The 14123-nt window shown below is 61.0% G+C and carries 16 protein-coding genes and 1 tRNA gene; 13 read left to right on the top strand and 4 right to left on the bottom strand.

The features are described from left to right. Window positions 1-110: 110 nt before the first annotated feature. On the top strand, window positions 111-1685 hold the full coding sequence (gene obgE, locus O148_RS0109775) for a GTPase ObgE (RefSeq protein ID WP_026530761.1): 1575 nt from the start codon (window positions 111-113) through the stop codon (window positions 1683-1685). A 3-nt stretch (window positions 1686-1688) separates the two neighbouring features. Here the strand turns inward: obgE and O148_RS0109770 are convergent, their stop codons facing one another. Both O148_RS0109770 and O148_RS0109765 read right to left on the bottom strand, forming a co-directional pair. After that, window positions 1689-2045 (bottom strand): MerR family transcriptional regulator, encoded by a 357-nt coding sequence (locus tag O148_RS0109770; RefSeq protein WP_026530760.1) that lies wholly within the window; start codon window positions 2043-2045, stop codon window positions 1689-1691. A 12-nt stretch (window positions 2046-2057) separates the two neighbouring features. Continuing rightward, window positions 2058-3005 (bottom strand): aldo/keto reductase, encoded by a 948-nt coding sequence (locus O148_RS0109765; RefSeq protein WP_051620084.1) that lies wholly within the window; start codon window positions 3003-3005, stop codon window positions 2058-2060. A 92-nt stretch (window positions 3006-3097) separates the two neighbouring features. Here O148_RS0109765 and proB point away from each other — a divergent pair, with 92 nt between their 5' ends. Further along, complete coding sequence (gene proB, locus O148_RS0109760) at window positions 3098-4222, top strand: glutamate 5-kinase (RefSeq protein ID WP_026530758.1); 1125 nt, start codon at window positions 3098-3100, stop codon at window positions 4220-4222. Window positions 4223-4296: 74 nt separating this feature from the next. Here the strand turns inward: proB and O148_RS0109755 are convergent, their stop codons facing one another. Beyond that, window positions 4297-4548 carry a hypothetical protein gene (locus O148_RS0109755; RefSeq protein WP_026530757.1) on the bottom strand — a complete coding sequence of 84 codons (252 nt, stop codon included), beginning with the start codon at window positions 4546-4548 and terminating at the stop codon, window positions 4297-4299. A 121-nt stretch (window positions 4549-4669) separates the two neighbouring features. Here O148_RS0109755 and O148_RS0109750 point away from each other — a divergent pair, with 121 nt between their 5' ends. The 6 genes from O148_RS0109750 (at window position 4670) to O148_RS0109725 (ending at window position 9306) form a co-directional block, all read left to right on the top strand. Beyond that, window positions 4670-6019: a glutamate-5-semialdehyde dehydrogenase gene (locus O148_RS0109750; protein WP_026530756.1), complete on the top strand. Its 1350-nt coding sequence runs from the start codon at window positions 4670-4672 to the stop codon at window positions 6017-6019. A 114-nt stretch (window positions 6020-6133) separates the two neighbouring features. After that, window positions 6134-6364, top strand: coding sequence for a hypothetical protein (locus O148_RS0109745; protein ID WP_035745735.1), 231 nt, complete (start codon window positions 6134-6136; stop codon window positions 6362-6364). Between the two features lie 77 nt (window positions 6365-6441). After that, window positions 6442-7053: a nicotinate-nucleotide adenylyltransferase gene (gene nadD / locus O148_RS0109740; RefSeq protein WP_420805784.1), complete on the top strand. Its 612-nt coding sequence runs from the start codon at window positions 6442-6444 to the stop codon at window positions 7051-7053. A 9-nt stretch (window positions 7054-7062) separates the two neighbouring features. Further along, window positions 7063-8277 (top strand): hypothetical protein, encoded by a 1215-nt coding sequence (locus O148_RS0109735; protein WP_026530753.1) that lies wholly within the window; start codon window positions 7063-7065, stop codon window positions 8275-8277. Between the two features lie 8 nt (window positions 8278-8285). Next, on the top strand, window positions 8286-8675 hold the full coding sequence (gene rsfS / locus O148_RS0109730) for a ribosome silencing factor (RefSeq protein WP_026530752.1): 390 nt from the start codon (window positions 8286-8288) through the stop codon (window positions 8673-8675). Window positions 8676-8679: 4 nt separating this feature from the next. Further along, entirely contained in the window at window positions 8680-9306 is a 627-nt protein-coding gene (locus O148_RS0109725) for a histidine phosphatase family protein (protein WP_026530751.1), read from the top strand. Here the strand turns inward: O148_RS0109725 and O148_RS0109720 are convergent. Then, a complete protein-coding gene (locus tag O148_RS0109720) occupies window positions 9303-9650 on the bottom strand; it encodes a hypothetical protein (RefSeq protein WP_026530750.1) in 348 nt (115 codons plus the stop codon). The two genes, O148_RS0109725 and O148_RS0109720, sit on opposite strands and share 4 nt — an antisense overlap. 120 nt (window positions 9651-9770) lie before the next feature. Here O148_RS0109720 and O148_RS0109715 point away from each other — a divergent pair. The 5 genes from O148_RS0109715 to O148_RS0109695 all read left to right on the top strand — a co-directional run bounded on the left by O148_RS0109715 (window position 9771) and on the right by O148_RS0109695 (window position 14123). Then, window positions 9771-9843, top strand: a tRNA-Ala gene (locus O148_RS0109715). Between the two features lie 312 nt (window positions 9844-10155). Continuing rightward, window positions 10156-10338, top strand: a complete 183-nt coding sequence (locus tag O148_RS0109710) for a hypothetical protein (RefSeq protein ID WP_157374607.1) — start codon at window positions 10156-10158, stop codon at window positions 10336-10338. Then, window positions 10338-11111 carry a DUF6414 family protein gene (locus O148_RS0109705; protein WP_051620082.1) on the top strand — a complete coding sequence of 258 codons (774 nt, stop codon included), beginning with the start codon at window positions 10338-10340 and terminating at the stop codon, window positions 11109-11111. Before O148_RS0109710 ends, O148_RS0109705 begins: the two co-directional genes overlap by 1 nt. After that, window positions 11101-12273: an AAA family ATPase gene (locus O148_RS0109700; RefSeq protein ID WP_026530747.1), complete on the top strand. Its 1173-nt coding sequence runs from the start codon at window positions 11101-11103 to the stop codon at window positions 12271-12273. The genes O148_RS0109705 and O148_RS0109700 overlap by 11 nt, the downstream gene beginning before the upstream one ends. After that, entirely contained in the window at window positions 12270-14123 is a 1854-nt protein-coding gene (locus tag O148_RS0109695) for an ATP-dependent nuclease (protein WP_026530746.1), read from the top strand. The genes O148_RS0109700 and O148_RS0109695 overlap by 4 nt, the downstream gene beginning before the upstream one ends.

Here is a 14123-nt window from a genome sequence, read left to right as displayed (position 1 = left end):
ACTCAACGGTGGGTGGGCCCAAAGCGGTCCGCCCACCGTTCGCATTTAATATAGAAAAAGAAGCACGACGGCGATGGGCCAGCTTCTTAACGTAGGTGGAGGTTTTGTCGGTGGCGAACTTTGTGGATCGCGTGGTGTTACATGCCACGGCAGGTAACGGCGGTCACGGCTGTGTCTCCATTAAGCGCGAGAAGTTCAAGCCACTCGGTGGCCCCGATGGGGGTAACGGCGGGGACGGTGGCGACATTATCTTGCGGGTATCGCCACAGGTGACAACGCTTCTGGACTACCACCACTCTCCACACCGGAAAGCCGGCAACGGCGGGCCGGGTATGGGGGATTGGCGCGCCGGGAAGATTGGCGAAACGTTGGTGCTGCCCGTGCCTGACGGGACGGTGGTCAAAGACCGTTCGGGGAACATCCTTGCCGACCTCGTGGGTGAAGGTGCCGAGTATGTGGTGGCTTCTGGCGGCCAGGGCGGCCTCGGTAACTCGGCGTTGTCCTCGCAAAAGCGGAAGGCGCCCGGTTTCGCGTTGCTCGGGATTCCGGGCGACTCGCAAGACATTGTGCTGGAGCTCAAGTCGATTGCCGATGTGGCACTGGTGGGGTACCCCTCTGCCGGGAAGTCGAGTCTGATTGCGGCGATGAGCGCCGCGCGGCCGAAGATTGCCGATTACCCGTTCACGACCTTAGTGCCGAACCTCGGCGTGGTGCAGGCGGGGGATGTGCGGTTCACGATTGCCGACGTTCCCGGGCTGATCGAGGGCGCGAGCGAGGGGCGCGGTCTGGGCTTGGACTTTTTGCGGCACGTGGAGCGCACGGCGGTGATTGTGCACGTGCTGGATGCCGGGAACCTGGAGAGCGAGCGGAACCCTGTGGATGATCTGCACACCATCGAGGCGGAGTTGGAGAAGTATTCCGCCGATTTGGGTTTTGGTGGGGACTCCGAGGTGATTCCCCTCAACGAACGGCCACGCTTGGTGGTGCTCAATAAGGTGGATTTGCCCGATGGCCAGGCGATGGCGGACATGGTGCGCGAGCCCTTGGAAGCAGAAGGGTACCGAGTCTTCGAAGTGTCAGCAGTGACGCATCAGGGCTTGCGCGAACTCGGGTTCGCGATGGCCGATTTGGTCATGCAGGCGCGCGAAAAACTGGAAACTGCCGCCCCTGTGGTGACGCCGCCAGTGCTGCGTCCGCGGGCGGTGAACCGTCGCGAGTTCACGATCCGGCGCGAGGAAAAGAACCTAGAACCGCTCTTCCGAGTCATTGGCGACAAGCCGGTGAAGTGGGTCAAGCAAACCGACTTCAATAATGATGAGGCTGTCGGCTATTTGGCGGACCGGCTCAACAAGCTCGGTGTCGAAGATGAACTCTTCAAGCAGGGCGCTAAGCCAGGGGATGCCGTGGTCATTGGCGAAGAGGACGCGGTGGTCTTTGACTGGGAGCCGACCATGGTCGGCGGTGCCGAACTGCTGGCGTCGCCGCGCGGCACCGATATTCGCTTGGAAGAGTTCGCCCGGCCCACGCGCGCGCAAAAGCGCGAGGAGTACCAGGAGCGCAAGGACGCTAAGGCTGCCGCGCGCGAGGAATTGGAAGAGCAGCGTCAGGCCGGGATTTGGACCGAGTCCGTGGATGCGCGGCGCGCCGAGCGGCTCGCCCGCGAGGGTGACCTCGATGATGAATAGTCGTTAGGGATCCAGTCGCGAACTGTAGACCTCAATTTTGTGGTCGATCACCGAGAGCGCTCGGTTGAGAACTTCTTGCTGTGCCAGGATGCTTTCCCGGTGACCGCGCAGAAGCTGAAGACGCTCAGCGACAAAATCTGGATCGCCCTGCACCCAATGCGTAAACTTCGCGATGTCAGCCAGACTCATGCCGGTTTCTTTCAGCCGGATGAGGGCGTCTAAGAACTCCAGATCCTCTTCCGTGTAATCCCGGTGACCAAGCGCGTCTCGGCGAGGTTGAGGTAGTACTCCCTCCCGTTCGTAATACCTGATGGTGTCCTCGCCTATGTGAAGCCTCTGGGATACTTCTCCGATTCTCATGACTAGAGTCTGTCAGCGGGCGGCGTCCAGGGCTAGATAAACCGCTTCGGGCAAGTCCGTTTTGATGGCGTGAGACATGGAATCAAACTGCTCCGGTGAAGAGATGCCCACTATAGGTGTCACCGACCGGTGTCTGTGAGTCGCCCAACTCAAGACGACTTGTCCTGAAGCTAACCCGTACTCTTGGGCAATTCTTCGGAGTGCAGAGAGGGGTGTCTCAATGGCACTGGCCTCATACATATCGGGAAAATCCTTGCCCTTGGCATCGTACGCACCGGAGAGGAGTGGCGAATATCCGGCACGAGTGATGCCATGGTCCTGGGCTGTACTAATCACTTCTTCAGTCATGAGGTCCTGGAGGTAAGGAGTGAAGTTTTTGGGCTGCAGATAGGTGAAGTAATTCTGGATCGAGACCGGAGACAACTGGTTTCCGGTGAAGTCCAAGACTTCCGGGAGTTGCGTAGAGGTGTAGTTGCTGACGCCGTAATGAGCTATTAACCCTTCGCTGACGAGGTCTTGGAGCGTACCAATAACCTCGCTTTGCGGAACAGTTCTCGAATAAATGTGGGCATAGTACAGATCAATTCTCTCTACGTTCAGGCGGGATAGGCTCCCATGAAGCTGATCGCGGATCGACTCCGGTTTCAAATCCATGATGTTGCTGAGGTCGCCACCCTGCGCCACGGGACGTGCTCCGGCTTTCGAAGCTATACGAAGAGAGCCGTCGGCAACGGATTCTGGGTGTTTGGCGATCCAGGATCCGATAACCAGTTCAGATTCATCGCCGGTTGCTGAGCCGAGCCAGAAGGCGTAATTGTTGGCGGTGTCCAGAAAGGCTGGCCCGTTGGATAGTGCGTGACCGATGACTCGGTGCGCCATCGACTCGGCGACCCTGGTGCCCCAGTACATGGTCCCGATAAAGGCTTCGGGGCTGACAAACGTGTTTTCTTTAGCATCCATGAGAACAAGTGTTGACCCTGGACCTCGGTTCAACGCAACCGTGACGTGCGGAATGAAACGCGTCGGCCGGAGGGCACGTAAACTCAATGGCAATGACTACTCCAACCGAGAACCGAAATGCCCTGCCGCGCGCTCGGCGCGTCGTGGTGAAAGTCGGATCCTCTTCTATCACTTCGCTGACCGGCGGGTTATCCACTGAGGCGATAGGCTCACTTGTCGACGCGTTGGCGGCCGCCTATGGTCGTGGCGTCGAGATTGTGCTGGTGTCCTCCGGGGCGATCGCTGCCGGGTTGGCGCCCCTCGAATTGGCTAAACGTCCGCGGGATCTGGCGACGCAACAGGCTGCCGCAAGTGTGGGCCAGGGATTGCTGGTGGCACGGTATACCGGAGCGTTTGCGGGGCATGGGATAACCGCGAGTCAGGTCTTGCTGACGGCAGAGGATTTGATGCGCCGTCAGCAACACGCCAACGCATTTCGGGCGCTGGAGCGGTTGCTGAATCTCAAGGTACTGCCGATCGTGAACGAGAACGACACCGTAGCAACCCACGAAATTCGATTTGGCGACAACGATCGGCTGGCCGCTCTGGTAGCGCACCTTATTAAGGCTGAGGCGCTCCTGTTGCTCTCCGATGTGGACGCGCTGTATGACGGGCCGCCGTCCGAAGGCGCTTTGCGTGTCCCCTTTGTGGAGGACTTGGCGCTGCTGGAGTCGCTCAATATTGGCGGGACGGGGAGCGCGGGTCTTGGCACAGGGGGCATGAAGACCAAGGTCGAGGCGGCGACGATTGCCGCCGCGTCCGGAATCCCGACGCTCTTGACCTCGGCGAAAAATGTTGCCGCGGCGTTTGCTGGTGACGATGTGGGCACCTGGTTTGAGCCGACGGGTGCCAAGATGCCGGTGCGCAAACTCTGGCTCGCGCACCTCGCGAACACTAAAGGTTCGCTCACGCTGGACGCAGGCGCCGTGCGGGCGGTGACCACGCGCCGTCGTTCCTTACTTGCTGCTGGAATTACCAAGGTGACCGGGCATTTTGACGCCGGCGACGCGGTGGATCTGGTGGACGAGTCCGGTGCTGTTGTGGCGCGCGGACTCGTGAGTTACGCCGATGACGACTTGCCGCAGATGCTCGGCAGGTCAACGCACGAGCTTGGCGCGGAGCTGGGGCACGGTTTCGAGCGCGCGGTGGTCCACGCCGACGACCTCGTCCTCCTCTGAGCAAATTTAAGCGCCTTTCGAGGTTTTCAGCGCCATATAGGACGCTTAACCGTGAACAAGACGCTTAAATTTGCCTAGTGTGAGCGGAATTTGGTGGAGCGGAAGACGCCCTTGCCGGACTTGTAAACGCGGTCTGGGAACTTTTCGATGAGCTTCCACACTCCGCCGTTGATGGTTTTGGGGTGTAGCGACGGGTCCTCGTTCTTGATCGCTTTATTGAGCTCGCTCCAGCGAATGCCCTCGGGCGCATTGTCGAGCAGTTCAAGCGCGATCGCGTTGACTCGCTCGGTGACCTTGACAGAGTTTCGATCCGGTTCAGTGCTCATCTCCCCATTCTGCCAGGGCAATTTTCATGGCTTCCCGTACTTTTCATGACCTCTGGAGGCCATGAAACGTGAGTTACGTCATGAAATTCGCGGGGGGAGGGGCGCGGACTAGGATGGGGGGATGAGCGCGGATATCCAGGACACAGCTTCCGAGACGGACCTCGAGAACACCGCCAGCGAGCCAGGATCACCGGAAACGCTGGAACCCACCCTGACGCCGCAAGAGGGCATCACCCAACTGGGTCAGCGCGCCAAGAAGGCAAGCCGCAAGCTCGCGCGTGCCACCCGCGCCTGGAAAGACCGTGCGCTCACCGAGATGGCGGAGCAACTCCTCGCGAAAACAGACCAGATTCTCGCCGCCAACCAGCGCGACCTTGAGCGCGCTGAGCAGAATGGAGTTGCCGCGCCCCTCATTCAGCGCCTCACCCTCACCAAAGCCAAGATCGCAGACCTCGCAGACGCGCTCCGCGAACTCGCCGGTCTGCCAGATCCCGTCGGCCAAGTTGTGCGCGGTCAGACACTGCCCAACGGTCTGCGGCTGCGCCAAATGCGCGTCCCCATGGGCGTTATCGCTGCCATTTATGAGGCGCGCCCCAACGTCACGGTGGACATCGCCGGGCTGGCCATCAAGAGCGGGAACGCCGCCATCCTTCGCGGCGGGAGCGCGGCGGAAGAGACCAACAAAGTTCTTGTCAGCATTCTCCGCGATGCGCTCCACGCCGTCGGCCTGCCCGAAGACGCCATCATCTCGGCGGACAAGTACGGGCGCGAAGGCGCCGGGGCACTCATGAAAGCCCGCGGTCTCGTGGACGTGCTGATCCCCAGGGGCGGCCACGACCTCATTCAAACGGTGGTCACCGAATCCACCGTCCCGGTCATCGAAACCGGTGAAGGCAACGTCCACATCTTTATCGACAAGACCGCCAACGCCGAGCAAGCGACCGAGATCCTGCTGAACGCGAAAACTCAGAAGCCCAGCGTGTGCAACACCGTCGAAACGCTCCTGATCCACAAGGACGCGGTGACCCAAGGAGAAGGTGTGTTGCGCGCTTTGGCACGTGCCGCCGTCGTGCTTCATGCGGATGAACGGGCACAGGCGCTCATCCCGGACCTGGAAACCCAGCCGGCCACCGAGGAGGACTGGGCAACCGAATATCTCGATCTGCATTTGGCGGTGAAGGTCGTGGATGATCTCGATGAGGCGCTGGAGCACATTCGCACCTGGACCACCGGTCACACCGAGGCGATCCTCACCAATGACCTGGCTAACGCCGACCGGTTTGTTGCCGAACTCGACTCGGCCGCCGTGATCGTCAACGCGTCCACGAGATTCACCGATGGGGGAGAGTTGGGGCTTGGCGCCGAGGTCGGAATCTCCACCCAAAAATTGCACGCACGCGGACCGATGGGCCTTGCCGAGCTCACCACCACCAAGTGGGTTGTGCATGGCGACGGTCAAGTGCGCGGCTAGCGCCTCACTCGGCGCCGCACCAAACGCGTCACGGATCGCGCGGGAAACTCGGCGAATCTCGGCCAAGCAAGTACCATGTATAGAGCGCCACCAGCAACACTTTGAGGAGAACCGATGATTGGTATTCTGCCCGCGATCGCCCCGATGGAAGCCGAAGTTGTCAACCAACTTCCCATCCCCACCTTCATGTATGGGGCCATTGCTCTTGCCATTCTGCTGTTCCTCTTGGTCATTACCTTTGCGTTCAAGAGCGTCGGCCTGCGGCACGAAGCGCATGAAGAACATTTCGATCCCAACCGGCAACACGCGAATAATCACGGCTTGCATTCGGACTCCTCCCACTAGGGGGCTCCGTTCCGTTGAATCCACTCGCCCCCTCCGCACCCGCTAGCGCGCCCCCGCGCGAAGACGGTCCTCGCCGCATCGGCGTGATGGGTGGCACCTTCGACCCGATTCACCACGGCCACTTGGTCGCCGCCAGCGAAGTGGCCTCCAAATTCAGCCTCGACGAGGTCATCTTTGTGCCCACCGGTCAGCCGTGGCAAAAAGAGGGCAAAAAGGTTTCCAAGCCCGAGCACCGCTACCTCATGACGGTCATCGCCACCGCGGCGAACCCGCGGTTCACGGTGAGTCGGGTGGATATTGACCGCCCTGGGCCTACCTTCACGATCGACACGCTCAAAGATCTGAAGAAGCTGTACCCGGATTCGGAGCTCTACTTCATCACCGGCGCGGATGCGCTTGCGCAAATCCTGTCCTGGAAGGACGTCGATGAACTGTGGAAGCTCGCGCATTTTGTCGGCGTGACGCGGCCCGGGCATGAGCTGACGAACCTTGGCCGCACCGACGTGAGTCTGATGGAAGTGCCCGCGATGGCGATTTCCTCCACCGACTGTCGGCGTCGCGTGAAGGAGCACGAGCCGGTCTGGTACCTTGTTCCAGACGGGGTAGTGCAATACATCGCTAAGTACAAACTGTATCTCGACGACGAGCCGGCCATCACATCCAGTCTGCCGCGATTGCACAATTCATAGGGGGTGAGCATGAGCGAAGACAACGGCCACCTTTCCCGGCGTCAGTTGCGCGAACAAGCGCGGCTGGCCGAAGAAGCGCGCGCGGCGGCCGAGGCCGAGGCCGAGAAGCGCGCGGCCGCTGAAGCTGCGCGGGTCGAAGCGGCGCGCCGCACCGCCCAGTCCGAGGGCGAAGGCGAATCAGCCGCTCCGGCCGGTCGTCGCCGCCGTGCTCGCCTCAACCACGCGGCAGACGGTCCGGTGGACGTGCCATATATCCGCACCTCACCGCAGTACTTCGCGCCCGTGGAGAACGACGGCGATGCCCCCATCACGCGCAGAACCTTGCGGTTACGCGCGAATCACCAGGGCGGGCCCGGCGCAAAAGAAGCGTCGCAGGAAGAGGAGCCCGTTGCCGCCGCTAGCGGAACGGGCGCCGAGACACCGACCGCAGACGCTGCGGCCTCGGTGACGGATCCGATTACTAATTCGATGTCGTTGGAGCAGATTTCGGCTGCCCGCGAGGCCCTTGCCGCGCAGGTGCTGAATCAGGCCGCGGGCATGGAGGCGGTGCGACGCGAAGATCCGAACGCCCTCTCGCTCGCGGACATTCAACAGCACCAGGTGCTCGCCGAGAAAGCTCGCGCCATTGAGGCCCAGTTGCAGGCGCAAGCCGAGGCGGAAAAGGCTGCCGCTGAACGGGTCGAAGCTGAACGCGCTGAGGCAGGAAGGGTCGAGACCCAGCGGGCCGAGGCAGAGCGGATGGCCGCGGAAGCGGCGCGGGCGGAGACGCACAAGGAATCCGCGCCGCAAGCGAGCAACACACCCGAAGCGAGCACAGCACGCGAAGCGGCCAAAGCCCAACGCTCCGCCCCCTCCGACGTCGACAACCTCGCCATGGTGACCCCTCTCGAATTTGAAAAGGTTCCCGGCGTGGATCGTCCGGTCATGAAGCGTCCGGCGACGTCCCACGTGCCCGTGGTGACGAATTCGCAGCAGGTGAGCACGCGCCGTCGTACCTCTCGCTCGCCGTTGACCGGGCGTTTGAAGCGGGTGGACGCCGAGCAATTGCTACAGGCGAGCCCCGTCGAGGCGCGGGACGCGTACGGGCTGGACCCGTTGGGGGCCAGCGAGCGGCAACCGATCTCGCGCACGAAGTTTTATGTGGCGCAGGCCGTGCTTTTAGTCCTCGGCCTCGGCACGCTCGCAACCGGTATTTTTCTGATTTTGCAAAGCATGAATCGCTAAGGAGAACAGTGACAATCAGCGAAGATTCGCGCACGATGGTCGAGGTCGCCGCGGCGGCCGCGGCCGATAAGCTGGCCACGAATTTGCTGGGGCTGGACGTTTCGGAGCGGCTGGCGCTCTCGGACGCATTTTTGATTGCGTCCGCGCCGTCCGAGCGCCAGGTGAACGCCATTGTGGACGTGATCGAGGAGGCGCTGTCCGAGCGCGGCGACAAGCCGCTGCGCCGCGAGGGACGCTCTGAGGGGCGCTGGGTGCTCCTCGATTATGGTGCCGTGGTCATTCACGTCATGCATGAGGAGGACCGCGCGTTTTACGCGCTCGAGCGATTGTGGAATGACTCGCCGGTCATTGATTTGAAGATCGACGGCGATGCCTCCACAGGCGCCGACGCCTCCTAAATTTGTGGTTGCCTCACACGTCCTGATTCTGCGGCATGGGCAGACGGACTGGAATCTGGAGAAGCGGTATCAGGGTGTGTCCGATATTCCGCTGAATGCTGCTGGCATTGCGCAAGCGTCGGCGGTTGCTGAGGTGCTGGGTGCTCGGGGTATTTCTGCGGTCGTCTCCTCGGACTTGGAGCGGGCGGCCGAGACGGCGCGGATTATTGGTGCCGCCGCCGGGGTGCCGGTGACGTTCGATTCGCGTCTGCGCGAAGTGTCCTCAGGGCCCTGGGAGGGCAAGTTTTTTGCCGATATTGCGCGCGAGGATCCGGATTTGCAGCGGTTTTGGAGCGGCGGTGTGCCGGGTGTGCGCGCTGGCGGTACGGGGGAGACCCGGGAAGAAGTGGCCGAGCGGATGTTGGCTTCTTTGCAGTCACATTCTGAGGCTGTGACCGACGGCGGGACGCTCGTTTTAGTTACTCACGGCGGTTCCTCGCGCTCCTTGACCGCCGCGATGTTGGGACTGCCGCCAGGCACGTGGAACCGGTTCACAAACTTGGGGAACTGTCACTGGAATGCGTTCCGGTGGGTCTCTGGCGATGTAGCGGAGCCGCACTGGCAATTGACCGAATTGGACGCTGGCCTCTAACTCTCGATGAGGTAGCTGCGGATCAGGGTGATTTTGCTGGTTCGCGCCGTGGTGGCGAAATGGAAAAAGTGGGCGAAATCCAGCCTGGTGTTTGCGTTCTCAAGGTAGCCGTTGCAGGCGGCCTCGCGGCCGTGGGTGGCGAGGGTGAGGAATTCGAGTTTCAAAGCCTTGTGTTGCGGCGGTTGCGTGCTGTCTGCGGGCGCTGTGGGTGTGAGCCATTCGGCGTCTATTGCGAGCCAACTGTTGAGCGTTTTGGTGTCGGCTAGCGCCCAGGCGGTAATGAAGTCCGTGATGACGAGTTTGCGCGGGGCGTTGCCGCAATCGGTGGGGATGATGATCTCCATACCCGCCAATTTTAGGGGAAGTGACGTATGGGGTGTGCCTCCTGGCGCGCGATTTGGTTTGAGCAGAAAATGTCTACTACACTAGAGAAGTTGCTTTCGGCGGATTGATCCGCCGAATGCGGGGGTATGGCGCAGCTGGTAGCGCACTTGCATGGCATGCAAGGGGTCAGGGGTTCGAGTCCCCTTACCTCCACAATTGAAGACGTACTAGAACACCTGACATCGGTTGAATCCGGTGTTGGTGCGAGGGCGGCGAAGGGCTCAGCGAGTCGGATCGTCGCCCTTTCGTCTTCGCTGATGTCGATGCCGTTGGTGAGGGCTTGGTTGGCGAGCCGCTTGCCGTGGTCGTGTCGTCGCCCGTTCGCGGCGACCTTTTCGAGATACTGATAGATGACATGAATCTCTGACACCAGGCGAGTTCGCGCAGCCGAGCCATCGCCAGAGAGCGAGGCAGACGATGGCGGCGGTATCTCCGCAGATCTGGCCCTGGGGTTACCCAAGCACGTTGAGCCTCGTCGGGTTCGAAGTCCTGGGGGAAATGATCCTCGACGACCTGGACTGGGGCGGGGCGACGCGTACCCGCTTTGTCGACCACCACTTCGACGCCGTACCGAACGGGGCGGTCAGCTACAACTACACGGCCGACAAGCCCAGGCTGCTGAGCGGCGGAGCCGGAGGTGAAGACTGATGATTGGTGCAAGCAAAGACCAGGCGAATCCGCCTCTGATCAAGATTGTCTACTTCGATGAGGAGTCGGCCTCGGACTTGCTGGATATCCTGGCGGGGGGCAAAGAGACTTCTTCGAAGGACTTGACCAAGGAACGGACAGCTGAGGTGGAGGCTGAGGCGCGTGCGAAGGCCGCCGCAAAGTTCAACTGGCTGCCCTTCTTCGGGGGATCTGCCGAGGCTGGCGCTGCTGCGAGTGCGTCGGCGGTTGGACGCAGCATCCTCAACAAGACGCTCTCGAATACCATCCTGACCGACTACCTCAGCAAGCTTGGTGAGCTGAAGGGTATCGAGCGGCTTGAAGGCCTGACGGTTACTGCTCGTAGCGAATCCGCGGCGTATATGAAGATGTACACGCCGTACTTGGCGATGCTTAAGATAGATGAGCTACCTGTCAATCTTGCCGAATTGGATAGCGCGCTGACGTCGGCGAAGGGGTATTTCGAGCTACTCGGACAGAGTGCGGACGGCACGAAGCGCATCCTGCGCTTCAACATTCAGGCGTTCCGAAACAACTATGGACTGGTTGATCTTGGTCGGATGCGTCTTGTGTTTCACGGCATCCGTGTCGGCAGGGCCCCGGAATCCAGCCTGACTATGCAGGCCGAGATGGCTCCCAGTGCCGAGCCCGCATCTGTGACAGGCCTGGACGTGGTCGACGGCGTCTCAACGGAGCCAAACACGCTTCTGGACGTGTACGACGTCATCCTTGCGGGAGTCGAGTATGGGGAGTGACACGAAGGTCAAGGTCTATTACGGCCCCCTTTCATGGTTCGAGAAGCAACTCGGCAAGAGATCTCGACGGTACCTGCTCGACGCCGTCAACGAACGCGACGAAGCCAGACGCCGCATCCGGCACACTGTCGATGGGCAAGAGAGCACCGAGGAGGAGGCGCCAGCGCCGCGACCAGACCGCCTGATCGCGATGTCCAGTGACTACGCGAGCGTCCATGAGCACGCCATCACGAACTTCGTTGGTCTCGTGCGAGAGATCAACCCAAAGCACTTGCTCCTACACAACCCGCCAGAACACATCCATACGCAACTGGACCGAGTGTTCAAGACGAAGGTTGAGTCCTTTGCCTACCCGGTCGTCACGCGCGACACCTTGGTTAAGTTCCGCGACGGCTTCGCGGAGCATCTCGTTGGACAGCGGGCAGTCCGAGAACGGATGCTGGCTGCCCTCTACCCCCTGACTACGGATCGGCGCACCAAGCCAGTCGTCCTGATGTTCTACGGTCCGTCCGGCGTGGGCAAGACCGAGACTGCCCAGTTCATCAACGGACTTCTTGGTGGCAAGCTGCTTCGTAAGCAGTTCTCGATGTTCCATAGTGACAAATTCGCCTCCTATGTTTTTGGCGGCACACACTTCGAGAGCTCGTTCGCGCGGGATCTGCTCGACCGGTCCTCGGGTGTGATCCTGATCGACGAATTCGACAAGGCCAACTCCGTCTTCCATAGCGCCTTCTACGAAGTCTTTGACCAAGGCGTCTTCGAAGATAAGAACTATCGGGTGCAGCTTGGTCCGGCACTGATCATCTGTACATCGAACTACGGCTCAGAAGACGAGGTCCGCCAAGCGCTCGGGGATGCTCTGTACTCGCGCTTCGATGCGTTGATCCCGTTCGAGCCGCTGTCTCCCGACGAGATTAGGCAGGTTATCGATCGGCTGGTAGATGGTCGCTTTGAAGTTCTCTCGACCGATGAGCAGGCGGCACTCGACAGCGACAAGATCAAGTCTTTGCTCTACGCTCATGCGAGCGGCACCGGCAACGTCCGCAAGCTCGGAAAGCTGGTCGACGAGGTGATCTCGCTGCTTCTGGTCCGAGCGGCTCTGGACGAAGCGACTGATCCCAACGTGCCGACGTCCCCCGATGACGAGGAGACTGCGGTATGAGGGTCAGACAGCTCGAGATCGAGAACTTCCGCGGCATCACAGAGGGACGCATCGTCTTCCAGCAGCACACCCTGCTGGTCGGCGGAAATAACATCGGGAAGTCCACGGTGTGCGAGGCGCTCGAGCTGGTCTTGGGTCCGGAGCGCCTCTACCGTCGTCCGGTCATCGACGAGCATGACTTCTCCCACGGAACATATCTTGGCGACGCGGGCGACCCACGCGAGATTCGCGTTCGTGCCGTACTGACCGACCTTTCGGACGAGCAGCTGCGCCGGTTCTTCCAACACCTCCGGCGCTGGGACGACGAGGAACTCTCGTTCATCGATGAGGAACCGGACAGCGTCCAATCCGCTGACGACGATGGAACTGTCTGGGCGCTCCCTGTCATCTTTGTAGGACGCTATGACCGCGAAGAAGACGACTTCATCGGAGAGACGTTCTTCGACCACCCGCTACCCGAGCTTGACGAGCTCGACGAAGACCAGCGCGCATCACTCGGATCGGGCCGCGCGCAGTTCATCCGTGCGCACAAGCGGCTCTGCGGCTTCATCTTCCTGCGAGCACTGCGCACCGGATCTCGCGCGCTTAGCCTGCAACGCGGTTCGCTGCTCGACACGATACTTCGGCTCGGCGGCGAGGGCGCAGCAGAGATGTGGCAGGACGCACTTGGAGCGCTGCAAGATCTTGATCCGGCAATCGGAGAGATCGAACAGCTCAAGGTGATCCGAGAAGATATCCGCACGCGCCTCGGCAAGTTCGTCAACCTGGCCCCAGGTGAGGACTCCGCGGCGTTCTTCGCCTCAGACCTGACGCGCGAGCACCTCCGCGAGGTCGTCCGCCTTTTCGTTGCGACGCAACCGAGCAACCATTCGGTGCCGTTCGCCAAGCAGGGCACCGGCTCGATCAATCTGCTGGTGTTCGCGTTGCTGACGATCATCGCGGATCTGAAGCAAGACCAATCCGTCATCTTCGTGATGGAGGAGCCGGAGATCGCGCTTCCTCCCCACACCCAGCGGCGCGTGACGAAGTTTGTAGTGCAACAGATGGGACAGTCGATCGTCACCTCCCATTCGCCCTATATCATCGAGCAGTTCGACCCAGAGAACGTGGTGATCCTCTCTCGTGACGGGGATACCTTCTCCGGCGCACCGATCGACACTACAAGCGTGAAGCCGAAGACGTACCGCACGCAGCGCCGCCAGTTTGCTGAGGCGATCCTGAGCCGCGCCGTCCTCGTCCTTGAGGGGCAGACGGAGATGGTTGCCGTGCACGCCGTCTCATCGGCGCTCGAGCAGTTCCGGGGCGACTACTCGCACGTTGATCTCACTGGCGTCACTCTCTTCAACGCGGGTAACGACCGCGAGGTGCCGCGGTATGCTCCGATCTTCAAGGCTCTCGGCAAGCGGGTCTATGGCATACGTGACAAGCTGAACGCCCCTGATGCAGCGGACGCGACGGAGAACATCAAGTCGTTCGACGAGTTCTGGGAGTCGCCGGAGACGGGCATTGAGCAGATCCTCGTGAAGCAGGTTCCGACGCGTGTGATGCGGAGCTTCCTCGACGAAGTCGTGCAGCGTGATGACTATCCGACGAGCTATCCGTACGTGGCCGAGCAGGTTGCTGACGATGACCTGGCCGTGCTGGCGGCGAAGGTATTGAAGGCCCGCAAGGGTGATGCGTTCGGCTTCGGGTACACCGGCACGCTCATCGAGCAGTGTCAGACCGAGGACGAGCTGCCTCCCTTCATCCGCGACGCGCTTCTCACTATCAACGAACAGCTCCAGGACGAGCCTGAACTAATACTGGACGACGCTCAGTCAGCGACCGGCTCCGCAGAGCCCGAAGAGTAG

The organism is Haematomicrobium sanguinis DSM 21259, from assembly GCF_000688395.1.
Taxonomy (GTDB): domain Bacteria; phylum Actinomycetota; class Actinomycetes; order Actinomycetales; family Micrococcaceae; genus Haematomicrobium; species Haematomicrobium sanguinis.
Note: the sequence above shows the minus strand (reverse complement) of the source record. Positions and strands in the feature narration are given on the sequence as shown.